A 25,550-nucleotide genomic window follows, 5' to 3' on the forward strand; every position below is an offset into this window, starting at 1 on the left:
CTGGAGACAGTGGCGTGTTCACGGCAGGCGTATTATCGTTCTGGACCTCTCACCCTCTGCCGCCCGGAACACGGAGTCGAAGGCGCCTCGTCAAGGGACGTTCGCTGTGCCATTCAGGTTTGAAGACTATGTACTCGATCAAGAACGTCGCGAGCTGACCTTGCGCGGGCAGGTCGTGCCCATCAGCCCGCAGGTCTTCGATCTGTTGCTGCTGTTCGTCAACAACCCTGACCGCGTACTGAGCAAGGATGCTTTGCTCGACACGGTATGGAGCGGCCGCATCGTTTCCGAATCGACCATCACCAGCCATATCAATGCCGTGCGCAAGGCCATCGGCGATACCGGCGAGGAGCAGCGCCTGTTGCGCACGGTCGCCCGCAAGGGCTACCGCTTTATTGGCCGGGTCGATGCGCGCATGACCGGATCGGTGCCGGATCCCGTCGAACGCCCGATCGCCGCTACGACACCAGCCGCTTCCGGCGCGCGGGTGCTGCCGGAAAAGCCCTCGATCATCGTCCTGCCATTCCTCAATCTCAGCGGCGACTCCGAGCAGGACTACTTTGCCGATGGTGTCGTGGAGGACATCATCGCCGCGCTGTCGCGTTTGCGCTGGTTGTTCGTCATTGCGCGCAATTCGAGTTTCACGTTCAAGGGCCAGGCGGTGGACGCCCAAGGGGTCGGGCAGGAACTGGGCGTGCGCTATGTGCTGGAAGGCAGTGTGCGCAAATGCGCAAATCGGGTGCGCATCACCGGGCAACTGATCGACGCAACCAGCGGTGCCCACATCTGGGCCGAGCGTTTCGAAGGCACCCTCGGCGATATCTTCACGCTGCAGGATCAGATCACCGAAAGCGTCGTCGGCGCCATTGCGCCCCAACTGGAACGTGTGGAGATCGAGCGCGCCAAACGCAAGCCGACGGAAAGCCTGGACGCCTACGATTATTACCTGCGGGCCATGGCAAAACTGCACAGCGGCAATCAGGAGGCCATCGAACAGGCCCTGCCGATGTTCTACAAGACCCTCGAACTCGATCCGGAATTCGCATCGGCCTATGGCATGGCTGCCTGGTGCCACTTCTGGCGCAAGCTCAATGGCTGGATGGTGGATCGACCCGCCGAGATCGCCGAGGGTATTCGTCTGGCGCGCCTGGCGGTCTCACTGGGGCGCGATGATGCGGTGGCGTTGACCCGGGGTGGACATGCCCTTGCGCACCTGGCCGGTGATGTGGACGGTGGCATTGCCTTGCTCGACCGCGCCCGCCTGCTCAATCCCAATCTCGCGCCCGCGTGGTTTCTTGGCGGGATCCTGCGTGCGCTTCGTGGCGAAGCCGCGCCAGCCATCAAGGACTTGAACCATGCCGCCCGCTTGAGCCCGCTGGATCCGGAAATGTTCAGGATGCACGTCGGCATGGCCCTCGCGCATTTCTTGGCCGAGGATTTCGATAGCGCCGCCGAGTTCGCCGAAAAGGCCCTGGGCAATCTGCCCACGCTGTTGGTGGCAGCGGTGTTGCTGACTGCCAGTCATGCCTTGGGCGGCCGTGTTGAAAAGGCCCGCCAGGCGATGTTGCGTTTGCAGGCGATGAACCCTGCGCTGCGTCTCGGCCATCTTGAAGACTGGCTGCCGATTCAACGCCCCGAAGATTTCGCCCGCTTGATTGAGGGGCTTCGACTGGCAGGACTGCCTGAGTGAGCGCTCGAACGGACACGCTCCGGACACGGTTGCGGTGAACCTAAGCTAATGCAAAAACGGTATTTGTTTGTTGTTTTTAAGATCGTTTAGCTTTTACCGACCAACCCATCAAATCTGCAAACGATAGAACCCTCGATTGCCATGACGGCGCGCGCTGAATCGATCAAAGGCTCTGCAAACATTTCTTGATGACGGGCTCCATGAACTGGCCTGTCGCCGATAAGGATGTGTATGAGTGCCCCCGTCGCCGTGGCCTGCGAGCCGCTGATTCGTGTGCGTCAACTGAGCAAGGCCTTTGGCTCGAACCGCGCGCTGGACCGGGTCAGCCTGGAGATCTTTCCCGCCGAAGTGGTGGCGCTGCTGGGCGCCAACGGTGCGGGCAAATCGACATTGGTGAAGATCCTCGCCGGTAGCCAGTCGGCCGACAGCGGCGAGATTCAGGTCGACGCTCAGCCTCGGCAATTCAATTCGCCGCTGTCAGCGCGACGGGTCGGCATCGTCGCGGTCCATCAGCAGATCAACGAAGGCATCGCACCCGGATTGAGCGTGGCGGAAAACCTGCTGCTCGACGAATTGTGCCGCCCGGACGGCGACTTCTGGCTCAACCGCAAACGCCTGCTGGAACGTGCCGCGAGCATTGCCGCCGGCCTCGGCCTGGAGTTGCCGCTGGAGCAACCGATCGAACATCTCGGCCAGGCCGAACGGCAACTGGTGGTACTGGCGCGGGCCTTTGCCCTGAAGCCACGGTTGCTGATTCTCGATGAGCCCACGGCGGCACTGTCGGACGCCGAAGCGCAACGCCTGTTTGGCCTGATCGACACTTTGCGCAGCCGGGGCGTGGCGATCATTTATATCTCCCATCGGCTGTCGGACCTGCAACGGGTGGCCGACCGCGCCATCGTGCTGCGAGACGGGCAACTGGCCGGCGAATTCAGTGCCCGGCAATTGCCTCAGGCGTTGGAAGCCATGCTCGGCCAGGCGCTGGAGGCGCACGTCTACACGCCGCGAGCCGCAGGGCGCGAAGTGCTGAAGCTGCGCGGCGTGAAACTGCTGCCACGCACCCAAGCCTTTGACCTGACCTTGCACGAAGGCGAAGTGGTGGTGCTGACCGGGCTGCTCGGCGCCGGCAAAAGCGCGATCGCCGAAGTGCTGTTCGGTCTGCGCCAACCCTTGTGCGGCTCATTGCAACTGGACGGTGCCGACTGGCGACCGGGCTCGCCACGTCAGGCGATTCAGAGTGGCGTGTTCTTCGCCGCCGAAGACCGCGCCGGCCAGTCGCTGGTGCCGGATTTCTCCCTGCGCCGCACCCTGACCTTGCCGTTTCTCGAACGCTTTACCCGTGGCGGCTTCATCCGCAACCGTGCCGAAGCGGCAGCGGTGCAGGCGCAAGTCGCGGCGCTGGGGATCAAGGCCGCCGGCATCGACGTGCCGATGAGTGCGTTGTCCGGCGGTAATCAACAGAAGGTCGTGCTCGGTCGCTGGCTGCTCGGCGAGGGCAGGGTGCTGATTCTCGATGAGCCGTTTCAGGGCGTCGATGTACGCGCCCGACGCGAAATCGGCCAGTTGCTGCGCGACACGGCCGATGGCCGCGCCACGCTGGTGATCTGTGCCGATGTCGATGAAGCGCTGGAGATTGCCGACCGGATTCTGCTGGTGCGCGATCACGCGGTGGTCGCCGATTACCCGCGTGCGGGGCTGGATCGCGCCGCTGTGGTCGCTGCGATGGCCGGCACCGAAACGGAAAATTCTTTTGTTCACGTCGCGCCAAGGAGTAGAGCGAGTGCCTGATTCAAGTTCCCTGTTGTCATCGGCCCCGGCGATGTCCGGGCGCTTCGTACAAGCGTTGATCCGTTACGGCCTGCTGTGGGTGCTGGCGTTGATCGTGGTGTTTTTCAGCGTGGCGGAACCGGCGTTCCTGCGGGTCGGCAACCTGTTCAGCATCCTGCAGTCGGTGTCGATTGTCGCGCTGCTGGCGCTGGGCGTAACCCTGACCATGGCTGTCGGCGGGCTGGACCTGTCCATCGGCGCGGTGGCCGCCATGAGCCTGATGATCGCCAGTTACGTGATGGTGGTGCTTGGCTGGGGCGCGGTGCCGGCAGTGTTGATCAGTCTGGCGGGCGGTGCACTGGTCGGGCTGCTCAACGGCTGGCTGATCGTGAAGATGCGCGTGCCGGACATCCTGGCGACTCTGGGCAGCATGTTCCTGGTGATCGGCGTGCAGTTGATTCCCACGGGCGGGCGCTCGATTGCGGTGGGCATGACCCTGCCCGATGGCGATGAAACCGAAGGCGTGTTCAGTGCGCTGTTTCTGGCGCTTGGACGTGGACGGCTGTGGGACGTCGTGCCGATTCCGGTATTGATCACGGCTGTTGTCGCGCTGGCGGTGTGGCTGTTTCTCGAACGCACGCGCATCGGTCGATTGTTCTACGCGATTGGTGGCAACGAGCAGGCGGCGCATCTGGCGGGGGCGCCCGTACAGCGCTTCAAACTGCTCGCTTACGTGCTCTCGGCGCTGTTGGCCTCGCTGGGTGGCGTGTTGTTGGCGGCGCGGTTGGGACGGGGCGATGTCAGTTCGGGCAACGGCCTGGTGCTGGATGCACTCGGCGCTGCGCTGATTGGTTTTGCCGTGCTCGGTGCGAGGAAGCCCAACGCCTTCGGCACCCTGGTCGGCGCGCTGCTGGTGGCCTCGTTGCTCAACGGCCTGACCATGCTCAACGCGCCGTATTACGCACAGGATTTCGTCAAGGGACTGGTACTGGTGCTGGCCCTGATGTTCACCTTCGGCCTCGCGCATCGGGCGCGCTGAGCCGGTTCATTGATGCTTCAAGGAATGATCCATGCACGGTTCAATCAAGCAGTTCGCACGCCATTGCCTCACTGGTGCCTTGCTTTCGGCACTGGCGCTCAATGCCCAGGCCAAAGCCTTGCCGGGTGCACCGGCGCCGTTCGATAAAGGTCAGGTACAGATCGCGCTGGTGGGTTATCTGTTTTCCGGGGATTTCCCCGAAGCCTATTTGCGCGGTGTCGAAAAACAGACCGAAGCGCTGGGCGCCAATCTGCGGGTGTTCGATGCAAGGCAGCAGGCGGCCAGCCAAGGGGAGATGATCGATCAGGCGGCCGACCTCGGTGTCGACGGCATCATTGTGCAACTGGGCCTGGCCGAAACCCTCAAGGGGCCGATTGACCGCGCTATCGCCAAGGGCATCAAGGTCGTTGCCTTTGACGTTGACCTGAATACACCGCAGGTGACCCAGGTCGAGCAGGATCACCACGCACTGGCGCGGCTGGCGCTGGATCAGGCGGTGAAGGACAACGGCACTCGCTTCGATGCGGGGTACGTCTACATCAGCGGTTTCACGCCGATGGAGCGCCGCGACGAGATCTGGAGCCAGGTCAAGAAGAACAATCCGGGGATTATCGAGAAGGCACGGTTCGGCACCCTCAATCCGCCGATTGCCAACGCCGTGGCCGATCAGGCCAGCGCGGTGTTGCGCGCCAATCCGGGCATCAGCGTGATCTTCGCGCCGTTCGACGAGTTCGCCAAAGGCGCGAAGATCGCCGTCGACGAGGCGGGTCTGAGCCGCAAGGTGAAGATCTACAGCGCCGACATTTCCACCGCCGACATCCAGATCATGAAAGAGCCCGACAGCGCCTGGGCGGCGACGGCGGCGGTCAATCCGCAAGTGGCCGGGGCGATCAGCGTGCGCAGCCTGGCGCTGCTGATCGCCGGAGAGGATCCGGGTCACAAGGTGTTGGTGCCGCCGACCCTGATTACCCGCCAGCAGTTGCTGGATCTGGATGTGAAAAACGTCCGCGATCTGGGGCAGAAACTGCCGTCCTTCGGTGACACCGCCAACGTCGCGCGGGCGCCGTGGATACCTGTGGCGAACTGAAAATCCCAACACCCATAAAAACTGCAGCAGACATTTCCGTGCCTTGACTGACGACTCCTTTTTGTCGCCAGCGGCCGGGTATTGGCTGCGATAAAAGGAGCTGTCACATGATTCACCGTTCCCCTTCATTACTGGCCGTCGCTGTTGTCGGTGCGATCTGGCAACTGCCGGCGCACGCCGAGGACACGTCCACCCGCGCCGACGATGACACACGGCTGGGCACCGTGCTGGTCACCGGCACCCGAGGCACCGCGCGTACCGTACTGGATTCGCCAGTGCCGGTGGATGTGCTGACCGCCGAAGACCTGAAATCCGCCGGTGCCGCCGACGGCGAACTGGGGGCGGCGTTGCAGACACTGCTGCCGTCGTTCAGCCTGCCGCGCCAGTCCAACTCCGGCGGTGCCGACCACGTGCGCGCCGCTCAGCTGCGCGGCATGAGCCCGGACCAGGTGCTGGTGCTGGTCAACGGCAAGCGCCGGCACACCTCGGCGGTGGTCAACGACTCGTCGAAAATCGGTCGCGGTACCGCGCCGGTGGACTTCAACTCGATCCCGATCAGCGCGATCAAGCGCATCGAAGTGCTGCGTGACGGTGCCGGCGCGCAGTACGGCTCCGATGCGATTGCCGGGGTGATCAACATCATCCTCGACGACGCTCCCGAGGGCGGCGAAGTATCCACCAGTTATGGCGCCTACCACACCCATCAGGATGCCATCGGCAAAACCACCACCGATGGCCAGAACAGCGTGACCACCGCCAAGATCGGCACGCGGCTGGGCGAGGAGGGCGGCTTCATTCGTGGCGGTACCGAGTACAAGAATCGCAACCCGACCAACCGCGCCGGTTTCGACGGTTTTGCCGACACCCCGGGCCAGCGTAACTATGTGATGGGCGACGGTCTGGCGCGGGACGTGAACCTGTGGTTCAACGGTGAATTGCCACTGGCGGGTGGCAAGGCCTACAGCTTCGGCACCTACAACCAGCGCCACACCACCGGCGCCGAGTTCTATCGCTACCCGTCAGAGCAACCGCAGTTCTATCCCAACGGCTACCTGCCGCAGTCCCTTGGCGACAACACCGACATCTCCGCCACCGCCGGATTCAAAGGCCTGATCGGCGACGATTGGGACTTCGACAGCAGCCTCACCCACGGTCGCAACCGCTTCGAATCGGCCACCCGTCGCACCCTCAACGTCAGCCTCGGCGCGGACTCGCCGACCCGCTTCGACACGGGGGATTATGAGCTGCGCCAAACCACCGCCAACCTGGATTTCAGCCGCGAACTGCGCCTCGGTGGCCGTTCGTTCGTGCTGGCCCTGGGGGGCGAATATCGCTACGAGAACTACCTGACGTTTGCCGGTGACGAGGCTTCTTACATTGGCTCCGGGGCCGATGGCGCCAACGGTTTGCGCCCGAGCGAAGAGTCGGATCTGGACCGCAATGTGTTCGGCACCTATGCCGAATTGTCCGGGGATCTCACCGACCGTTTCTTCGTCGACGCCGCCACCCGCTGGGAACATTACGACGACGCCGGCAGCAAACTGACCGGCAAGCTCAGCGGTCGCTACAAGCTGACCGAGCAGTGGGCCGTGCGCGGCGCGGTGTCGAACAACTTCCGTGCACCTTCGCTGGCGCAAAGCGGCTTCCAGAACACCACCAGCAACTTCGGCGAGGGCGGCACGCTCACCGATATCCGTGTGCTGTCGGTCAACGATCCGATTGCCCGGGCGCTAGGCGCGCAGAAGCTCGATCCGGAAACCTCGAACAACTACAGCCTCGGCCTGACGTTCCAGTTGAATGAGCGTTTCGACGCCTCCCTCGATGTGTTCCGCATCGACGTCAAGGACCGCATCACACTGTCCCAGCGCATCGGCAGCGACGCGCTGGAAAGTTACATCAACGACAACTTCGGCGTGCCGGGCGTGCACGACGTCAACTTCTTCACCAACGCCGCCGACACCAGCACCCACGGCGCGGAACTGGTGCTCAACTACCATCAGCCGTTCTACGACGGGCAACTGGGGCTGACCACCGCGTACACCTACAACCACACCAAGGTCACCAGCACCAAGGGCACGCCGTCGCAACTGACCGCGCTGGGGATCGGCAACGATGCGCTGGTGGGCGTCGAGGAAACCAACACCCTGACGGATGCGGCACCCAAGGATCGCTTCGTGTTTTCCGCCAACTGGACCAGCGAACACTGGGGGTTGCTCGGACGTCTGACCCGTCAGGGCGAGACCACCCGGGTGTTCGATTTCGGCGACTCGCAGCCCGAGCAAACCTATGGTGCGGTGTGGCAACTGGACGCCGAGGTGACTTACAAATTCACCCCGACATTCAACATCGCCCTGGGCGGCAACAACCTGACCGACAACTACCCGGAACGCTCCGGCTCGGCCATCAACTGCGGCGGCAACCTGCCGTACGATGTGCTCTCGCCGATCGGCACCAACGGCGCTTACTACTACGCCCGCGCCACTTACGGCTTCTGAGCCTTGCCGCCATGGATGGCGGACTCTCTGCAGGATCACGCATGAGTAAAGCCAACGGCCCCCAACGCCATCTGCCGGTATTCCAGGCCTTGCTGATCACGCTGGGCATGGTCGTCACCACCGACATCCTCAAAACCGCGCCGACCGTTGCCTTGAACGTCGGGCCGGAACATTTCTATTGGGTCTGGGTACTCGGCGGTTTGGCGTCGATGGCCGGGGCCCTGTGTTTTGCCGAGATGGCCACCGCGTTTCCGCATCCGGGCGGTGACTATCACTTCCTGCGTACCGCTTATGGCGAGCGCATGGGTTTTCTATTTGCCTGGTCGCGGTTTTCGGTGATGCACACCGGATGGATCGCGCTGTCGGCATTCATGTTTGCCGACTACTTCAACGCGGTTTTTCCGCTGGGGGCGTACGGATCGGGGCTGTTTGCCGGCGCGATCATTGTTGCATTGGTGGTGCTGAACCTGATGGGCAGGCACATCGGCTTCATCACCCAGAGCGTGCTGGTCGGGCTGCTTGCCGTGGGCTTTCTGAGCATAGTCGGCGCCGGTGTATGGCTGGTCTGGCAGGGCATCGAACCGCTTGCGCCGAGTGCGCCGGTCACGCCAGAGCATACCGGCGCGGCAGGGTTTTCCGCCGCGATGATCTTCGTGTTTCTGGCCTTTGGCGGCTGGAGCGACGCGGCGACGTTGTCGGCCGAAGTGCGCGATGGCCGGCGTGGCATCTTCATCGCCATGCTCGGCGCGCTGACAGTGTTGATGGCGATCTACCTGGCGCTGAACTGGGCGTTTGTCCAAGGGTTAGGATTCGAGGGGCTGGCGGCGAGCAATGCGCCGGCGGTTGAGTTGTTGAACCGAGCATTCGGTGCGCCGGGGGTGATGCTGATCCTGCTGATGGTCGGTATCGCGGCCATCGCCACGATCAATTCGACCTTGCTGGTCGGCGCCCGCACCACCTACGCCGCTGCCCGGGACGTGCCGCAACTGCGCCGCTTCGGTGAATGGGACGAGCGCGATGGCGTACCGCGCAAGGCGTTGCTGGCCGAGGGCGCGGTGGCGTTGCTGCTGGTGGTGTTCGGCAGTTTGACCCAGAGCGGTTTCAACACCATGGTCGAATACCTGACACCGGTTTACTGGTTGTTTCTCAGTCTGAGCAGTCTGGCGTTGATTGTCCTGCGTCGGCGTTTTCCCGAAGTGCCACGGCCGGTCAGGGTGCCGCTTTATCCGATCGTGCCGCTGCTGTTTTTCGGGTTGTGCGTGTACATGCTGTATTCCAGCGTCACGGTGGTGGGGTGGGGGGCGTTTCTGGGGATCGGGGTGTTGGTGGTGGGGGCGCTGCTGCTGGCGGGGTTGAGCCGCCTGGTGTCGACACCTCGGCAAGCTCGGCAGCAGACGGCGGATTAAAACGATACCTGGGCCGGCTGCGACAGCCGCAACACTGACAAATCCCCCGTAATGCGTTTATAAGCCAGACGAATCGCCTCGATATCGCGCTCACGCTTCGGGCTGCCTTCATGCAGGATCACAATCACCTTGGTCGCCAGCCGCTCAGGCACTTTCGCGTCATGGTCCTTCCACTGCCCGTAGGCGTCCAGCACGGTGAAACCGTCCGGGAAACGCGGCGTCACTTCCTGATCGAGAAACTCGCGCCAGCGCGCCGGGCTCACCACGCCTTCCTTGCCTTCGATCGGCCCCACCGAGAAATACAGCTCGGTGCGCACCCACTGCGCCTGCGCCGGGCGCGTGGCATCGCCTTGCAGGGTTGAACTGGCGGGGTCTTTGGTGTGTACGGAGGCGGGAGGCGGGCTGGCGCAACCGGCGATCGCCAAAAACAGTGCGGCCATCAACAGGCTTTTTTGCATGGAAACTTCCTTTTTATGAGTTGAGTTCAGGCGCGGGCAATCATAAAGGGCAGCAGTAATAGCGATAAAAGATTAAAAAGTGGACGCTTGCTTGATTTATGGAATAAGTAGGTCAGCTAGGAAAATCATGAAACAACGGTTTATCCGGGAACAAAAAAAGGCGCATGAGGTGTTAACTCATGCGCCTTTCATTCATTTACTGGCGTTCAACACAATCCGATACCTCGCTTTACCGCTGCGCAGATGGTCGACCGCTTCATTGACCTTGCTCATCGGAAACTCCTCCACCTGCGGCAGGATCTGATGGCGGGCACAGAATTCGAGCATGGTCGCTGTGGTGGTGGGCGAACCCACCGGCGAGGCCGACAAGGACTTTTGCTGGGGAATGAGGTTGAACACGTGCACCGGAATCGCATCCGGGACAACACCGACGAAATGCAGTCGTCCTTTGCCGCGCAGCGTCGCGAGCATGGCGGTCCAGTCCAGGTTGGCGTTGGCGGTCACCAGCAGGAAATCCAGCGTTCCGGCAATGGCCTTGAGCGCATTGCTGTCGGTGGAGGCGACGACCTTGTGGGCGCCGAGGCGTTTGGCTTCGTCCTGTTTGCTCAGTGAGGAAGTGAAGGCTGTGACCTCGCAACCCCAGGCATTGAGAAAACGCAGCGCCAGATGGCCCAGGCCGCCGATGCCGACCACACCGACTCGGTCAGTGGGTTTGATGCCGAATTGCACCAGCGGATTGAACACGGTGGAACCGGCACAAAACAGCGGCCCGGCCTTGGCCGGATCCAGTCCGTCAGGGATCGCGGTAGCCCAGGCCCAATGTGCTCGCACGCGGTCGGCAAATCCGCCGTTGCTGCCGATGATCGTCGGTTGCACCGTCGTGCAGAGATGATGGGAGCCGCCCATGCACGAAGAACAATGCATACAGCTGCCCTTGTACCAGCCGATCCCCACCCGCTGGCCGACTTCCAGTCCCCGAACCTGCGGGCCTGCCCGTACGATCCGGCCAACCACTTCGTGACCGGGAATGAACGGGTACTGGCTGATGCCCCAGTCGTTGTCGATCAGCGACTGGTCGGAGTGACAGACGCCGCAATACTCCACGGCGACTTCGACTTCTTCCTCTCCCAGCGGACCGGGATCGTAACTGTAACGCTCCAGCGGCGCACCGGCTGCGGTGGCGGCCCAGCCGGTAAATGCAGTGGGTTCGGTGTTATTGCTCATCGGACACCTCCAGGTCTGGCGCTGCGGACGCAGCCTGAAGAGTCTAGCGGGTCATCGTGCAGGCGCGAGCCAGGTGTCCAGCACGCGTCGGTCGAGTTCTTCCCAGTCCGCCATACCCAGCACCCGCGTGGTGTTGAGGCCGCGCAGATAACCGCGCAGCTGATTGGCCACGGCCCGTACCGACTCCGAGTCGTCCGCTGACTGTCCCAGCACGGTTTCGTATTCGACGAGGTATTCAGCCACCCGGTCGCGGAACTCGGGCAGAACGGCATCGCGGATCAGATCAAAGGTACGCACGGAAAATCCTCATTTGTTTTCGTTGTGATCGAGTGTGCCGCAGTCTGCACGCTGCGCAACTATTGCTTCAAGTAATAGTGACCATCAAGAAACGCAAGTTCTGCTTTGCGGCCGACAGGCGGAAAATCGCCTCCATCGAAACGCAGCTCAAGGAATTTGCGCGATGAAGACTTTGACCCGACTGGCTTTGGTCGCCCTGCTGATGGGCGGGGTAGCCACCACTGCACCGACTTACGCAGCCGACGCCGGTTCGTGCCATTTTCTGCCCATCGGCGCAGCCGGCAGCGGACTGCAGCACTCGCAAACCGTGGGTGTGTTGTACAGCGAAAATACTCTGGACAACCTGCAATACCTCGAGCGCTATCACGATGTGGCGGTGAACGGTGCCAAGGATGCGCTCGATGCGCGGATTCGCGAGGCCTTCGTCAACAGCTCCGACCCGGAACTGGCCATCGACTGGTTGATGAGTTCGCTGCAACAGCAGTTTCTCTCGGTGACGGTCTACGACAACCTGGATTCATTGCTTCAGGCCCATCCCGACGTGGTGGTGATGCTCGACACCCACAACCGCTTGCTGACGCAACGCAACAGTCAGGTCGAAGCGCGATTCGCCGCCCGCTTCTACGACGCCAACCTGCAATACATCGGCAAGGCCGAAGGTGCGGTGGAAAAACAGATGCCGTCGGTATGGGTTCACGACAAGGCCGCGCCCGAGATCGCCGCCCGGATCGAACAGCAACGCGACCTGCAATTCAGTGCCTTGAAGCAGTTCGATGATTCGCTCAAGGCCCTGGTGAGTGCTGGCTGAATACCCGAATCAGATATCGCAACGGCAGCGCCCATGACGCTGAACGTTGCTTGAGAACCGAAACTTTATTTTCAGGATGTTATCCATGCGTGCCTTTTTTATCCCTGCCATGGCTTCTGCCGCTTTGCTGCTGAGCGCTTGCGCCTCCGCGCCGAATGACCCGACGTTGACCTTGCAGACCCACAAGACGCCGGCCCAGTACGCCGAATGTGTGGTGCCGAAACTGCAGCACAGCGCGATGAACCCGACGGTTTCCCAGACCCAGCGCAGCTACCGGATTGTGGTGCCGAGCAAGGTGTCGGCGGACAACGTGCTGGAAGCCTACAAGGCGCAGGACGGCGGCAAGGTGTTTCTGTATGAGCGTCACTTGCTGGCATCGAGTTTCCTGCCGTCGAGTTTTGAACGGGCCGCCCAGGAGTGCCTTTGACGCCTGACGCTCAACGCTTTTGACGATGCTCCTTTGGTTGGCCGCAACCAACCAATTTCTTGCCCCGCACCTTGCGGGGCTTTTTTTGTCCGGCGTTTGCTGCCGCCGGCGCTACGCTGGATAGCGCAAAGGTATTTCGGGAGAACCAGGAGATGAAGAAGGACAGCAGCGGCACGGCGACCGAGAATCCCTCTGCGCTGATCGACGCAAGAATCCAGGAACTGAACGACTGGCGCGGCCAGAGACTGGCCGAGATCCGCGCAATCATTCACGAGGCGGATCCTGAGGTGGTCGAGGAGTGGAAGTGGCGGGGTGTTCCGGTCTGGTCACACAACGGCATCATCTGCACCGGTGAAACCTACAAGGCCGTGGTGAAAATGACGTTTGCCAAAGGCGCGGCGCTGGAGGATCCGTCTGGACTGTTCAATGCCAGTCTGGAAGGCAATACCCGGCGGGCAATCGATGTTCACGAAACTGACAGGATCGATGCAACGGCACTGAAAGCACTGGTGCGTTCGGCGATTACATTGAATTCGAAAAAGTGATTTGCCGTTGAGGCAGAGATGAAGCGGAGGAGGGTGAAACGAGGAAGGAAAATGGCAGGGGCGGCTGGATTCGAACCAACGCATGGCAGGATCAAAACCTGCTGCCTTACCGCTTGGCGACGCCCCTGTAGCTATTGTGTTCAGTCCCGGGAGGACCTCTGCAACAGTGGGCGGCACTTTACCAGCGCTCTTGCGTTCTGGGAACCCCTGAATCAAATAAATTTCATGAAAAACAGCTACTTATTTTCCGGAAGGGGAGAAAACACGGATTTTCAGCGGGCGTGACCGGTCCAGGCGCCCCAAAAGGCGCGGACGCCTGAACCTTGTTTCATCCCAGCCGGCTCGGTTCCATTCCCAATAATCCGGTCAAGGTATTCATGATTGCCTGCTGCCGCGCTCGGTCTGTCAGATAACGCGCCTGGGCGGCCGCGACGTCGGCGTGGCAGTGCGGGCAGATCGATTCGTGGGGATGAATGTATTGCAGGCAGCTTCGGCACAGCGCCAGTTGTTCGGGTATGCGTCCTTCCTCCGGGGATTTCTGACCCTGATTGATCCAGGCCAGTTTGATCACCTGGCCGCTGTCGCTGACACTGCTGATTTGTTCGCCGGTATCGATGCGTTCGGTGATCAGGTCAAAGCGTCCGACCGCGAAGGAGCGTTGCGCCGCGTCTTCGAGCTTGACGATGCGCTCGCGCAGTCCGCGTTTTTTCAGTTCCAGGGTCCGGTAGTGGCAGTACGGGTTGTTGCCGGGTTTGCCCAGCAATGAGTGCGACGTCCAGGTGCAGCCACCCCGGCAGACATCGTTGTAATAGCAGGTGCGACAGTAGCCCCACAGGTCGTCGACCGAGCGCAGGCGGCCGAAGTGGATGCCTTCGCTGTAGTGCCAGATATCGTGCAGGCTCATGTTGCGCACGTTGCCGCCGGAGAAGCCGACGGTCGCCAGCGACGGGCAGCCTTTTACCGTGCCGTCGGCTTCAAGCGCCAGTACCGTCTGGCCCGCCGCGCAGCCGCTCCAGTGCACGCGCTCGTCACCGAAACCGCGCCACAAATGCTCGTAAGGGCCGTAATAACCGATGTTGTTGCCGACGTTCATCAGCAGACCGCGATCCACGCCTTCACGGTACAGCCGGGCGAGCAGCGGCATCACTTCCAGCAGTTGATAGGGTTGCAGCAACAGTTCCGGGTGGTCCACGGCGTTGCCCATGGCCACGGTGATCTGGATCTGCCAGTGGGTGGCGCCCAGTTCGATGATGGTGTCCATCAGTTCCGGCAGGTCAGGCAGGGTTGCCGCGCCGATCTGCGTGTTGACGCTGACGGCCAGCCCGGACGCCTTGGCCCGGCGCAGGGTGTCGACCGCCTTGTCGAACGAGCCGGGCACGTTGCGCACCTTGTCGTGCAAGGGCGCGAGCCCGTCCAGAGAAATCCCGACGCCGTTGAGCCCGGCATCGACCGCCGCCTGCATTTTCGCCGGGGTCAGGTTGCGGCCGCCGGTCTGGATGGCACAGTACATGCCGTGGTCGTGAATGGCCCGGATCAGTTGGGTCCAGTCCTTGCGCAAATAGGCTTCGCCGCCGATCAAGGTGATCTCGCGGGTGCCGAGGGCCGCGAGAGAATCGATGACATCGAGGCATTCGCGGGTGTTGAGTTCATCCGGGCGTCGATGCCCCGCGCGCGAGCCGCAATGCAGGCATTTGAGATCGCACGCCAGGGTGATTTCCCAGACCACGTGCACCGGCACGTAGCGTTTGAGATCGGTTTCGCTGAGGTAGCGGGCAGGGCGGTTGTCTGTCATGGGGAGATCCTTGCGCACGGTCCTGTGCGCGGCACGATTGGACTGACCTTGAAAACCGGCAAGACGCCGGGCGCGAAGCCTCGCGCCCGGCGTATGCGGTCTAGCGAGCTTCCAGTCGGGCAATCTCCGCGTTCAGTTGCTCAAGGGCACTGCGCAAGGCGCCTTCGTGCGCCAGTTGCTGCTCGCCCTGTTGCACCACTGTTTTCAGTTGCGCCAGATCACCGCTGGCCTGGGCCGTCTGCATGGCTACGGCATACAGAGGGTGAACGTGATGCTCCGGCGGCTGTGGCTCGACACTGGGCGCCTGATGTACGGCGACGTGGCGCACGTCATGCCACTGGCCGTTTTCGTTGTAGCGGTAATCGACAAAGCCGCTGCTCCAGTCGTTCAGAATGCCCTTGAGGTGGAAGGTCTGGGCGATCTGGCTCAGCGGACCGCTCGGGCTGCCGTCGAGGGTGAGGATGATGTAGTTCTCGGCCGACGGCGTCAGTCTGGCCTCGGAATAGTCGCCCCAGATCCGGGCATGAAAATTGACGGGCGGCCAGGTGCTTTGAAAGACGCTGGCCACGCCGCTGACTTTTTTGCGGACGGTATCGACCACGATATCGAGGGTCAGAACCGGTGCGCCGAGCAGGGAATTGCTGGCGATGAGGCGGGTGTGAAAAAGTCCGATCGACATGATGCTGCTCCCTTGTGAATGTATGGGTTCCAATAGCCGATCAATGGCTTTGCAGGCGGCTGATTTCTTTTTTGGCGGCGTCCACCGCGATGCGCAACTGCGGCAATTGCTCCAGTTGCTGCCGGGCAAGTCCCGACAGGTTTTTCATCTGGGCCAGGTCGCCGCTGGCAATGGCCGTCTGGATCGGTGCGGCATAGAGCGGCAGGACCGGTTTGTGCGGTTGAATGACAGGGCCCGGATGGAAGGGCTGGAAGACTTTCGATTGCACCTCCACCAGATGGGCGGGCACGTTGTTCAGTTCGTGCCAGCGTTGGCCGTCGAAATATTCATAGTTGGCCACACCTTCGCGCCAGTCGGTACCGACCACCAGATGGATCTTGAAGTTGATGATGGCGTTGGAACCAGGGCCGCCGTGATTGCCCTGTGCGGTGATCAGGATCTTGCTGACACCGGGCTTCATGACCGTCAGGTAGGTGTATTCACCCCAGACATCCGAATCGATGTCGAGCGGCGGATTGGTGGCCTGCGTCACGGCGGCCGTGCCGGTGACATGCTGCTGTGGCGTGGACACCAGCAGATTCAGCGCAAGGCTTTGCGCGCCTGGCTGGCCCGTGCCGATCCTGTAGCACACGGGGAACAGACCGACATTTTGCTGAGTGACTGACATGTGATTTGCCTCCATTGCAAGGTGAGTAATGGCCTTAGTGTTTATCCAGACGGGACACTTCTCTGGCCAGTTTTTCGTACGCGGTTTGCAGCTCCTTCGCTTCCGGCTTTGTCGAATCGCGTTGCTTCAACAAAGTCTTCATCTGTTGCAGATCGCCTCCCGAAATCGCGTCCTGGATGGCAACGCCGTAGGGCGGCATGTTGTGTTTTGAACCAGTCATGGCGAGGGTTTCCTCGTGGTGGTTGCCGAACGTTCCCCTTCAGGCAAGGGGAGTCTTTCCTGACAGACAGGCGACAACCGGCACCGGGAATCACTGGCGACAGTGACTCGCGGCGAAGTGAACGCCTGATCCGTCCGGATCCGTATATTCGTGGTGATTGAAGGGGCGCCGACGCCGCGGGCGTCAGCCGAAACCGTCCGGTCTGCTGTCCGGAATCGGAAGGCGCGTCTGCCGTGGCAGAGGGCAAGAGAAGTTCGCCTGTACGTTGGTCATCTTTCTGTCCTTGATAGAAAGCAACGAAACACAGGGATAGGTTGTTCACTCATCAAGAGTGCATTAACCCGCAAGCACAAAAACCATCCCTGATTTTTCTTCCAGTGCTGCCGATGGCGTTCGTCGAGAGACGTTTGCCAGGTGGCCAGCATATCGCCAGCCACGCAACCCTAGCCCTGTTTGTCCGGGGCTGCCAGAAAAAGCGCCGAACGGTCATGGCCGCTGCTATCCTGCGCGAATCATGAAGCAGGCAGTGAGTACGCGCGCTGTATGAACACGAATCGTGATCCGTTTCCCTTGCCCGAAGACCTCAAGGTTTTCCTGACGGTCATCCGCAAGAACAGCTTTGCCAGCGCTGCCGATGAGCTGGGCTATTCGCCGGCCTACGTCAGCAAGCGCATCGCGGTGCTCGAAAACACGCTCTCGACAAAACTTCTGCACCGCACCACCCGGCGCATCGCCCTGACCGACGATGGCGAGCGGGTGAGGATCTGGGCAGAAAAGCTGCTGGGGGATTTCGATGACTTCCTCGGCGAAATTGCCCAGGCCCGGCACCAGCCGGCGGGCTCGCTGCACATCTGCAGCAGCTTCGGTTTCGGGCGCAATCACGTGGCGCCGGCCATCAGTGAGCTGTCCCGAGCGTGCCCGAAGCTCGATATACGTCTGGACGTGTTCGACCGCGTGGTCGATCTGGTGGGCGAGGGCTTCGACCTGGAAATCCTCGTCGGCGATGACCTGCCGGGCCAGCACCTGGCGCGCAAACTGGTGAGCAACCGGCGGGTGCTGTGCGCCACGCCGCAGTACCTTGAGCGCCGGGGCACGCCGCAAACCCTTGCAGATCTGCAGGACCACGATTGCCTGGTGCTGAAGGAGCGCAACAATGCGTTCGGCATTTGGGAGCTCACCAGGGACGGACAAGAGGAATCGGTGCGGGTCAGCGGCCCGTTGTCCTCCAACAGCGGCGAAATCGTGATGGAGTGGGCCCTGAGCGGCGGCGGGATCCTGTTGCGTTCGATGTGGGACGTCAAACCGATGCTCGAACAGGGGCGACTGGTGCAAGTGCTCGCGGACTACACCCAGAGCGCCAACGTCTGGGCCGTTTACCCGACGCGGCTCAGCGAGTCGGCCAAGCTGCGGGTGTGTGTTGAGTTTCTTGAAGAGTATTTCCGCGACCTGTCCGTCGAATGAAAAACCGGGTGGTTCAGTGAGCCACCCGGTTTTCTGTGTTCAGCCCAGCCAAGGGTTTTCCGCGAGATGCCGCGCTTCAAAGGCGCGAATCTGCCCGGCCCGTTGCAGCGTCGTGCCAATGGCGTCCAGCCCCAGCAACAGTGACTGTTTGCGCAGCGCGTCGATCTCGAAAGCGATCCGTGTGCCGTCTGCCAGTTCGATGGTCTGCCCGGGCAGATTCACGCGGATCTGCGCAGTCGCCGGCACGCTGATGACTTCGGCGATCTGCTTGAGCTGCCCGGCATCGAGCTGGATCGCCAACACGCCGTTGCGCTGGCAGTTGTCGTAGAAGATCCCGGCGAACGTGGTGCCGATCAACGCCCGGATCCCCACTTGTTTCAAGCCCCACACCGCGTGTTCACGGCTGGAGCCGCAACCGAAGTTGGGGCCGGTCACCAGAAACGCCGCGTCCTGCCAGGCGGGCTGATTGAGCACGAAATCGGGATTGGGCTCACCCGAGGCCAGAAAACGCAGATCGAAGAACAGCCCCCGGTCCAGCCCCTGACGATCAATACCCTTGAGGAACTGCTTGGGCATGATCACGTCGGTGTCGATGTTGGCCGCCAGAAACGGCGCGGCGCTGCCGCTGATGGTGGTGAACGGTTGCATGGCTCAAACTCCCGGCGCGAAGGCGCGAACGTCAGTCAAATGGCCGGTGATGGCCGCCGCCGCGACCATCGCCGGGCTCATCAGGTGCGTACGCGCACCGGCGCCCTGACGGCCTTCGAAATTGCGATTGGTGCTGGAGGCGCAGCGATCCCCCGGCGCGAGGACATCGTCGTTCATCGCCAGGCACATCGAGCAGCCCGATTGCCGCCATTCGAAACCGGCGTCGCGAAAGATCTGCGCCAGACCTTCGTCTTCGGCCTGATCGCGCACCTGCGTCGAGCCGGGCACGATCATCGCCCGCACATGAGCCGCGACTCGCTGGCCGCGCACCACGCGGGCAACGTCTCGCAAATCTTCGATCCGCGCATTGGTGCAGGAGCCGATGAAGGCGTGGCTGATCACCACTTCGTTCAGCGGCGTGCCGGGTTTCAGGCCCATGTAATCAAGGGCGCGTTGCAGGCCCTGGCGCAGTATCGGGTCGGGCTGACTGGCCGGGTCCGGCACTCGTCCGCCGACCGGGGCGGCCTGATCCGGGCTGGTGCCCCAGGTGACCATCGGTTCCAGAGCCGAGACATCCAGGCTGACTTCACTGTCGAACACCGCGCCATGGTCGCTGTACAGGCCTTTCCAACGCTCCACCGCCTGCTCCCAGACTTCACCTTTCGGCGCACGCGGCTTGAGTTGCAGATAGGCGAAAACCTTGTCGTCCGGGGCCATGAACGCCCCACGGGCGCCGGCCTCCACGGCCATGTTGCAGATGGTCATGCGCGCTTCGACGCTGAGGTCGCTGATCGCCGGGCCGGTGAATTCGATGGCAAAACCGGTGGCCCCCGAGGCGCCGATCTTCTCGATCAGGGCCATGATGATGTCTTTCGACGTGAGCCCCGCGCCCAGTTCCCCCTCGACCGTCACCCGCATGGTTTTCAGGCGCTTGTAGACCAGGGTTTGCGTCGCCAGCAGGTGTTCGATTTCCGAGGTGCCGATACCGAAACCAAACGCACCCAGCGCGCCGTAAGTGGTGGTGTGACTGTCGCCGGCCGCTACCACCATGCCCGGCAGAATGAAACCCTGCTCCGGCGCCACGACATGCTCGATGCCCTGGCGCTTGTCCAGCACATCGAACAGTTCGATGCCAAAGTCGCGGCAGTTTTCCTCGAAATACGACACCTGCCGCGCACCTCCGGCATCGGGCATGGCCGCGGTGCGGGTTGGCGCGGTGGGGTTCACATGATCGACCACCGCCAGCGTGGCCGCCGGGCGCCAGACCTTGCGTCCGGTGTCGCGCAAACCGCTGAAAGCCTGCGGGCTGGTGTATTCGTTGGCGACCTGACGGTCGATGTACAGCAGCACATGACCCTGATCGTCGAGATCGCAGACGGTGTGGCTGTCGATGTGTTTCTGGTACAGGGTTCTCGGGCTGGGCATGGCGCGGGCTCTTTTCTGTCAGTGCAAAAACAACGTACGGACAGAGTCATTGATCGCCGAAATGGCATCAAGCGCGCTTTGGTAAAGCCGTTGAACACGGATTGTGAGTAATAAAGCGACGGCGAGGCACTAAGCCGTAGCGTCGAATGCCTCGTGATACGTCACCACGCCCACCGGCCATTCACCTTCAAACGCCAACGCCTGAAAGTACTCCGCCGGAACGCCCGGCAACGCCAGACCGGCATGGGCCTTGAAGCCGAAGCGAGCGTAATAGTCCGGATCACCCAGCACTACGCAGCCAACGCCGCCGATGCGCTGCAACTGCGCCAGCGAGGCTTTCATCAGCGCCGAGCCGATGCCCTGTTGCTGGTGGGTCGGGGACACGGAGATCGGGCCCAGGCCGTACCAGCCTTGAGCACCGGAGGAGATCGTCACGGGTGAAATGGCGACATGGCCGACCACCGTATCGTTCTCCACCGCCACCAGCGAAACGCTGAGCTGGCCGGCGCGGCGCAAGGCGTCGACGATGAATTGTTCGGTGTGGCTGGAGTGTGCTTCGTGCTGGAAAGCGGCTTCGGTGATTCGGGCGATGGCGTCGATGTCTTCGAGGCGTTCGTTGCGGATTGTGATGTTTGTTTTCATGCGTTCTCGGGTGTCACGGTCGATCAGGGTCCGAAGGGTTTCGAACAACGGATCGGCACTGGTGTATTGCTTGCCGTAGGCCAGGTTGAAGCCATAGTCGAAGTCTGGCGGATTCCTGCCTTGCGTGTGTTGTAAAAGTGTTTCCAGCTTGTCCAGCGCCTTTACCGCTCTGGCTTCGGCAGAACCGGCGTTTTCATAGTCGTCCCAGAGCGCGAGGATCTCGTTTTTCAGCGCGTCGTCCAGAGCGCGGGTGAGCAGCAGCAAGTCGTTGCGTTCCTGTTCGCCCTTGTCGGGCAAACCGGCTTGATCGACCGCCGGAATGTCACCGTTGATGGCCTCGCCGAGGTCATGGATGACGCACATCTTCAGGACTTTCAGCACATCGAGCCCGGCCAGATCGTCGGCGAACACGATGGCCATCAGGCACAGGCGCCAGCTGTGTTCGGCGGTGCTTTCACTGCGCCCGGAGGAGGTGTGAGCGCTTCTGAGGACGTCCTTGAGCCGTTCCGCTTCGCGCAGAAAGTCGAGGCGTCCCTTGATTTTTTCAAGGTTCATGCAGGGACCGGGATTGAGAGGGCAGGATCCAAAGCCTAGGCCCGGTCTTGATCATCGTCCACGCATAAAATATGCGGCGGGTGGCTCAGAGGGTTTCCACCAGCCGTGCGGCGGTGCCGTCCGACAGGGTGATCCGCGTCCAGCGACACAGGCTCTCGCGGATGGGGACGACGGTTGAGTCGTTGTGGCCGGTGACGAATTCCAGTGCCGGTGGCGCCTGGACTTCCCGCCAGCCGTTGTCATCCAGCAAGGACTCCCTGTGCTGGATTTCTGCCGTCGCAAAGCACCACAACGATTGCCCCAGCAGCTCGCTCAGCGGCCTGCTGAACTGCGCGGCGCGGGCCGGGGAGCAGGCCAGCAGGCGATGGGTCAGGTCGCAGACAAGGTGAACCGGGCGCGCACTGTCCGTCACCAGTCGGGCGAGCGCCTGATCGGCGGCGCTGTCGAGTCGTGCCGCGAGCAACCGTTCAAGATGAAAATGGGCGTCCGGATCCATCGCCTGCACACCGCTTTCCCAGCGGGAAATCGTCGACTGGGTGACCTTGAACAGCTCGGCGGCATGGCTCTGCTTGACGCGGTGCAGCACCCGCCAGCGGCGCAGGGCGAGGCCGGGGAGACTGGGCTTGAGCAAGGTGTCGGGCATGGCGATGGATCGCAAAGGGAATGCGGGCCGACAGTCTGAAGACTGCCGGCCCGTGCTGCAAATCGGCGCGATATCAGGTCATTCCGGCAGCCTGGCGATCACCTTGATCTCGAACTGAAAGCCATACAGCCACGTCACGCCGACCGCGGTAATGGTCGGATGCGGCGCTTCACCCCAGAACTCCGGCACCACTTCCCAGATGGTTTCGAACGTGGATTGCGGATCGACCATGAACACCGTCACGTCCACCACGTCATCGAAACTGCCCCCGGCTGCGCCGAGAATCGCATTCAGATTGGTAAACGCCAGTCGCACCTGTTGCTTCAGATCCGGCTCGGGCGAGCCATCCTCCAGGCTGCCGACCTGCCCGGAAACGAACAGGAAACCGTTGGAACGCACCGCTGGCGAATAGCGATTGCGCTCGTAGAGGGCATGGCGTCCGGGCGGGAAAACCACGTCGCGTTTTGGCTGGGCATGGGTCATGGGGTGTCTCCTTTAATGGGTTGAGAACCTGCGATGGAGAAACTCTAGGGGCTTGCATCGGCGCGATAAACGCGCAACCTTGGCGCTCACTGTTTGTAAATCCCAAACAATCGAGCTGCCATTAGAGGTGGGTAATGGACCGTTTTGACGCGATGCAGGCTTTTGCCCGAGTGGTGGAGGCGGGCAGTTTCACCAAAGCCGCCGAGACGCTGCACATGAGCAAGACCACCGTGACCCAGCTCGTCCAGCAACTGGAGGCGCGGTTGAGAGTGAAATTGCTCAACCGCACCACACGCAAGGTCAACGTCACGGAGGACGGCGCGGCCTACTATGAGCGAGTGATCAAATTGCTGGCGGACATGGACGACGCCGAAACCAGCCTTCCCGGCACGGCGGCCCAGCCCAAGGGGCGCTTGCGGGTCGATGTGCCGAGCCCTTTGGCCAATCTGATTCTGGTGCCGGCGCTGCCCGAATTTTATGAGCGCTATCCGCAAATCCAGATCGACATGGGCGTCAGCGACCGGATCGTCGACATCATCGATGAAAACGTCGACTGTGTGGTGCGCGGCGGTGAGTTGCGGGATCAGTCGCTGATGGCCCGCAAGGTCGCCGATCTGCAACTGGGCGTGTATGCCGCGCCGAGTTACCTGGCCCGGGCCGGCACGCCCAAGCATCCTCGTGAACTGGAAGACTCTCATCACCGGGTGGTCGGGTTTCTCTGGGCGCGTACCGGCAAACCCGTGCCTTACGCTTTGCACAACGAACTCGAAGATCTGCAGATCAAGGGTCGCCATGTGCTCGCGGTCGATGACGGCAATGCCTATCTGGCGGCGGGCCTCGCGGGGCTGGGCGTGTTGTGGTTGCCCAGGTACATGTCCAAGGCACACGAAGCGAGCGGTGATCTGCTGCCACTGTTCGAAGGCTGGCGCCTCGATCCGATGCCGCTCTACGTGGCGTACCCGCCCAACCGTCACATCAGCCGCAAACTGCGGGTGTTCATCGACTGGATCGCCGAGGTGATGGCCCGCCACGCACCGGTCATGGATCGCCCAGGTTCGCCAGCAACCACTCGGTGAAACTTCGCGCCATGGGGTCGTGTTCACTGTCGCGGTGGGTCAACAGGGCCCAGTTCGGGCCGCGAATGGTCTGCTCAACCAGTGGCTGCAACAATCCGTTTTCCCGTGCCTGACGGCTGAGCAACTGGCTGACCAGCGCAATCCCGAGACCTGAGCAAGCCGCGTCCAGCAACAGGCCCGGGTCGGAGAAGTTCAGCCCCTGTTCCTGCTGCCCGATATCGATACCGGCCTCTACCGCCCAATGGCTCCAGTCCATCTCCCGCTCGCCGTGCAGGGTGGTGCGCTCAGCCGGCGGCACCGTCAGCAGGCTCGGGTGGCACGCAGGGTAGAGCCGGTCGGCGTGCAGCACTTTGAAACTGCATTCGGCCTGGGAGCTGATGTCGTCGCGCACCGCCAGATCGATGGTCTGGGTCGCCATGTCCGGCACTTCATCGGTGCTGAAAATCCACAGGTCCACCTTCGGGTGCTGACGGCGGAAGACTCCCAGCCGTGGCAGCAACCAGTGCCGGGCAAACGCCGGTGTGGTGTTGAGCACCAGCTGATTGGGCTTCTGGTATTGCCCCAGTCGCCGGATGCCCACCGACAGTTGCTGCAACATCGCCTGAGTCGTGGAGAGCAGATCGTGGCCGGCGTCGGTCAGCGCGACGCTGCGCCCGCTGCGGAAAAACAGCGGCTGTTCCAGATACGCCTCAAGGCTGCGGATCTGCTGGCTGATGGCCGACTGCGTCAGGCTCAGTTCCTCGGCGGCCTTGTGGAAGCTGCCCAATCTGGCGGCCGCTTCGAAGCCGCGCAACGAGCTGAGGGGTGGCCAGTGTTTCAGCATGATCGATAAGTTCCTCTAATCAGTTTTCCGCTAAATCCATCGTTTGTTTGCCCTTCAGGCCGCCATTAGCATGCACGTCAACGCCGCCAAGGCTGTTTCCATTGAACACAATGGCTTAACTCAAAGGGCTTTTTACCATGCAGCAGAACAAAAACAACAACAGCGGTTGGATGATGCCGGCAGAGTGGGTAACGCACGCCGCGACCTGGATGGTCTGGCCCCACAACAAGGCCCTGTGGGAGTCGGGCTGGCGCGTGACCCTGCCGTTGGTGCAGGAAGATTTCGCCCGCGTCGCCAATGCCATCGCCCGGTTCGAACCGGTGAAAATGGTCGTCGATCCGTCGGCCATCGCCAGTGCCAAAGCCTTGTGCGGACCGAACATCGAACTGATTCCGCTGGCCGTCAACGACAGCTGGTGCCGCGACTCCGGCCCGAGTTTCGTCGTTCATCCAGAGCAAGGTCTGGCCGGGGTGAGCTGGCGCTTCAACGCCTGGGGCGGCAAGTCGGCGCATGATCTGGACGAAAGCCTGGCCCGCCGCGTGCTCAATCACCTGGGCGGCGAGTGCTTCGGTACGGCGCTGAGCAACGAAGGGGGCGCGATCCATGTGGACGGCGAGGGCACGCTCATCACCACCGAATCGGTGTTGCTCAACCCTAACCGTAACCCCGGCGTAAGCAAGGCCGAGATGGAAGAGATCTTCAGCCGTCTGCTCGGCGTGAAGAAAACCATCTGGTTGCCGGGCGATCCGGATTACGTCACCGGCGACATGACTGACGGCCACGTCGATGGCGTCTGCGCTTTCGCCCGTCCCGGCGTGTTGTTGGTGGATGCCACTCACGATCGCAGCTCGGTGTACGCCGAAGTCGTGCGGGAAAACCGTCGCGCACTGGAACTGGCCACCGACGCCCGGGGCCGCCAATTCGAGCTGATCGAGCTGTATGAAGCCACCGATGCGGTGGACACCGAAGCCGAAGTGTTCTGCGCCTCGTACACCAATTTCTACATCGCCAACGGCGCGATCATCATGCCCGCCTACGGCATTGAAGCCGACCATATCGCGGCGCAAACCTTGGCGAAGGCATTCCCGGGCCGCGAAGTGGTGCCGGTGCAGATCAATCACTTGGCCCATGGTGGCGGCGGTGTGCACTGCATCACCCAGCAGCAGCCGGCTTGGCCTCTGGAGGGTTGATCG

General features: G+C 62.0%; 25 protein-coding genes, 1 tRNA gene and 1 pseudogene. 12 read left to right on the top strand and 15 right to left on the bottom strand.

Annotated features, from left to right (window positions below; genetic code table 11):
- Nucleotides 1–106: 106 nt before the first annotated feature.
- From BBF94_RS23170 to BBF94_RS23195, 6 genes are all read left to right on the top strand, one after another.
- Complete coding sequence (locus BBF94_RS23170; protein ID WP_065261287.1) at nucleotides 107–1,690, top strand: winged helix-turn-helix domain-containing protein; 1,584 nt, start codon at nucleotides 107–109, stop codon at nucleotides 1,688–1,690.
- A gap of 231 nt (nucleotides 1,691–1,921) precedes the next feature.
- The gene (locus tag BBF94_RS23175; protein ID WP_065261288.1) at nucleotides 1,922–3,478 is read left to right on the top strand and encodes a sugar ABC transporter ATP-binding protein; all 1,557 of its coding nucleotides are present in this window, start codon (nucleotides 1,922–1,924) and stop codon (nucleotides 3,476–3,478) included.
- Nucleotides 3,471–4,496, top strand: a complete 1,026-nt coding sequence (locus tag BBF94_RS23180; protein WP_065261289.1) for an ABC transporter permease — start codon at nucleotides 3,471–3,473, stop codon at nucleotides 4,494–4,496. Before BBF94_RS23175 ends, BBF94_RS23180 begins: the two co-directional genes overlap by 8 nt.
- Nucleotides 4,497–4,527: 31 nt before the next feature.
- A complete protein-coding gene (locus tag BBF94_RS23185; protein WP_065261290.1) occupies nucleotides 4,528–5,583 on the top strand; it encodes a substrate-binding domain-containing protein in 1,056 nt (351 codons plus the stop codon).
- Between the two features lie 107 nt (nucleotides 5,584–5,690).
- Nucleotides 5,691–8,078, top strand: coding sequence for a TonB-dependent receptor plug domain-containing protein (locus tag BBF94_RS23190; RefSeq protein WP_065261291.1), 2,388 nt, complete (start codon nucleotides 5,691–5,693; stop codon nucleotides 8,076–8,078).
- A 41-nt stretch (nucleotides 8,079–8,119) separates the two neighbouring features.
- Nucleotides 8,120–9,484 (top strand): APC family permease, encoded by a 1,365-nt coding sequence (locus BBF94_RS23195; RefSeq protein WP_065261292.1) that lies wholly within the window; start codon nucleotides 8,120–8,122, stop codon nucleotides 9,482–9,484.
- Here the strand turns inward: BBF94_RS23195 and BBF94_RS23200 are convergent.
- From BBF94_RS23200 to BBF94_RS23210, 3 genes are all read right to left on the bottom strand, one after another.
- Entirely contained in the window at nucleotides 9,481–9,942 is a 462-nt protein-coding gene (locus BBF94_RS23200; protein WP_065261293.1) for a DUF3574 domain-containing protein, read from the bottom strand. The two genes, BBF94_RS23195 and BBF94_RS23200, sit on opposite strands and share 4 nt — an antisense overlap.
- Before the next feature lie 192 nt (nucleotides 9,943–10,134).
- On the bottom strand, nucleotides 10,135–11,166 hold the full coding sequence (gene ahr / locus BBF94_RS23205; protein WP_065261294.1) for an NADPH-dependent aldehyde reductase Ahr: 1,032 nt from the start codon (nucleotides 11,164–11,166) through the stop codon (nucleotides 10,135–10,137).
- A 51-nt stretch (nucleotides 11,167–11,217) separates the two neighbouring features.
- Nucleotides 11,218–11,463: a hypothetical protein gene (locus BBF94_RS23210; protein WP_065261295.1), complete on the bottom strand. Its 246-nt coding sequence runs from the start codon at nucleotides 11,461–11,463 to the stop codon at nucleotides 11,218–11,220.
- 163 nt (nucleotides 11,464–11,626) lie between these two features.
- On the opposite strand from BBF94_RS23210, the gene BBF94_RS23215 reads away from it, so the two are divergent.
- From BBF94_RS23215 to BBF94_RS23225, 3 genes are all read left to right on the top strand, one after another.
- Entirely contained in the window at nucleotides 11,627–12,271 is a 645-nt protein-coding gene (locus BBF94_RS23215; protein WP_065261296.1) for an ATPase, read from the top strand.
- Nucleotides 12,272–12,356: 85 nt separating this feature from the next.
- Complete coding sequence (locus BBF94_RS23220; protein ID WP_065261297.1) at nucleotides 12,357–12,698, top strand: hypothetical protein; 342 nt, start codon at nucleotides 12,357–12,359, stop codon at nucleotides 12,696–12,698.
- Between the two features lie 152 nt (nucleotides 12,699–12,850).
- On the top strand, nucleotides 12,851–13,243 hold the full coding sequence (locus tag BBF94_RS23225; protein ID WP_065261298.1) for a DUF1801 domain-containing protein: 393 nt from the start codon (nucleotides 12,851–12,853) through the stop codon (nucleotides 13,241–13,243).
- A gap of 52 nt (nucleotides 13,244–13,295) precedes the next feature.
- Here the strand turns inward: BBF94_RS23225 and BBF94_RS23230 are convergent.
- The 5 genes from BBF94_RS23230 to BBF94_RS23250 all read right to left on the bottom strand — a co-directional run bounded on the left by BBF94_RS23230 (nucleotide 13,296) and on the right by BBF94_RS23250 (nucleotide 16,601).
- Nucleotides 13,296–13,370, bottom strand: a tRNA-Gln gene (locus BBF94_RS23230).
- 201 nt (nucleotides 13,371–13,571) lie between these two features.
- Entirely contained in the window at nucleotides 13,572–15,035 is a 1,464-nt protein-coding gene (locus tag BBF94_RS23235; RefSeq protein WP_065261299.1) for a GDL motif peptide-associated radical SAM/SPASM maturase, read from the bottom strand.
- Between the two features lie 100 nt (nucleotides 15,036–15,135).
- Nucleotides 15,136–15,714, bottom strand: a complete 579-nt coding sequence (locus BBF94_RS23240; protein ID WP_065261300.1) for a DUF1842 domain-containing protein — start codon at nucleotides 15,712–15,714, stop codon at nucleotides 15,136–15,138.
- 40 nt (nucleotides 15,715–15,754) lie between these two features.
- Nucleotides 15,755–16,381: a DUF1842 domain-containing protein gene (locus BBF94_RS23245; protein WP_065261301.1), complete on the bottom strand. Its 627-nt coding sequence runs from the start codon at nucleotides 16,379–16,381 to the stop codon at nucleotides 15,755–15,757.
- Between the two features lie 34 nt (nucleotides 16,382–16,415).
- Nucleotides 16,416–16,601, bottom strand: a complete 186-nt coding sequence (locus BBF94_RS23250) for a DUF1843 domain-containing protein (protein WP_065261302.1) — start codon at nucleotides 16,599–16,601, stop codon at nucleotides 16,416–16,418.
- Nucleotides 16,602–17,144: 543 nt separating this feature from the next.
- On the opposite strand from BBF94_RS23250, the gene BBF94_RS23255 reads away from it, so the two are divergent.
- The gene (locus BBF94_RS23255; protein ID WP_065261303.1) at nucleotides 17,145–18,062 is read left to right on the top strand and encodes a LysR substrate-binding domain-containing protein; all 918 of its coding nucleotides are present in this window, start codon (nucleotides 17,145–17,147) and stop codon (nucleotides 18,060–18,062) included.
- Between the two features lie 39 nt (nucleotides 18,063–18,101).
- On the opposite strand, the gene leuD is transcribed toward BBF94_RS23255, so the two are convergent.
- The 6 genes and pseudogenes from leuD to BBF94_RS23280 form a co-directional block, all read right to left on the bottom strand.
- On the bottom strand, nucleotides 18,102–18,710 hold the full coding sequence (leuD, locus tag BBF94_RS23260; RefSeq protein ID WP_065261304.1) for a 3-isopropylmalate dehydratase small subunit: 609 nt from the start codon (nucleotides 18,708–18,710) through the stop codon (nucleotides 18,102–18,104).
- Nucleotides 18,711–18,713: 3 nt separating this feature from the next.
- A complete protein-coding gene (leuC, locus tag BBF94_RS23265; protein ID WP_065261305.1) occupies nucleotides 18,714–20,135 on the bottom strand; it encodes a 3-isopropylmalate dehydratase large subunit in 1,422 nt (473 codons plus the stop codon).
- Nucleotides 20,136–20,264: 129 nt separating this feature from the next.
- Nucleotides 20,265–20,777, bottom strand: a complete 513-nt coding sequence (locus BBF94_RS28265) for a GNAT family N-acetyltransferase (protein WP_263970170.1) — start codon at nucleotides 20,775–20,777, stop codon at nucleotides 20,265–20,267.
- Nucleotides 20,775–21,332, bottom strand: a pseudogene (locus tag BBF94_RS28270) (HD domain-containing protein); the annotation flags it as partial. The gene BBF94_RS28265 and the pseudogene BBF94_RS28270, both read right to left, overlap by 3 nt.
- Before the next feature lie 85 nt (nucleotides 21,333–21,417).
- Nucleotides 21,418–21,975 (bottom strand): helix-turn-helix domain-containing protein, encoded by a 558-nt coding sequence (locus tag BBF94_RS23275; protein ID WP_065261306.1) that lies wholly within the window; start codon nucleotides 21,973–21,975, stop codon nucleotides 21,418–21,420.
- Between the two features lie 78 nt (nucleotides 21,976–22,053).
- Nucleotides 22,054–22,458, bottom strand: a complete 405-nt coding sequence (locus tag BBF94_RS23280; protein ID WP_065261307.1) for a RidA family protein — start codon at nucleotides 22,456–22,458, stop codon at nucleotides 22,054–22,056.
- A 134-nt stretch (nucleotides 22,459–22,592) separates the two neighbouring features.
- Between BBF94_RS23280 and BBF94_RS23285 the strand changes: the two genes are divergently transcribed.
- Complete coding sequence (locus BBF94_RS23285) at nucleotides 22,593–23,534, top strand: LysR family transcriptional regulator (protein WP_065261308.1); 942 nt, start codon at nucleotides 22,593–22,595, stop codon at nucleotides 23,532–23,534.
- On the opposite strand, the gene BBF94_RS23290 is transcribed toward BBF94_RS23285, so the two are convergent.
- Entirely contained in the window at nucleotides 23,497–24,357 is an 861-nt protein-coding gene (locus tag BBF94_RS23290) for a LysR substrate-binding domain-containing protein (protein ID WP_065261309.1), read from the bottom strand. The two genes, BBF94_RS23285 and BBF94_RS23290, sit on opposite strands and share 38 nt — an antisense overlap.
- Nucleotides 24,358–24,494: 137 nt before the next feature.
- Here BBF94_RS23290 and BBF94_RS23295 point away from each other — a divergent pair, with 137 nt between their 5' ends.
- On the top strand, nucleotides 24,495–25,547 hold the full coding sequence (locus BBF94_RS23295) for an agmatine deiminase family protein (protein ID WP_065261310.1): 1,053 nt from the start codon (nucleotides 24,495–24,497) through the stop codon (nucleotides 25,545–25,547).
- Nucleotides 25,548–25,550 lie beyond the last annotated feature (3 nt).

It is taken from the genome of Pseudomonas bananamidigenes (genome assembly GCF_001679645.1).
GTDB classification, from domain to species: Bacteria; Pseudomonadota; Gammaproteobacteria; order Pseudomonadales; family Pseudomonadaceae; genus Aquipseudomonas; species Aquipseudomonas bananamidigenes.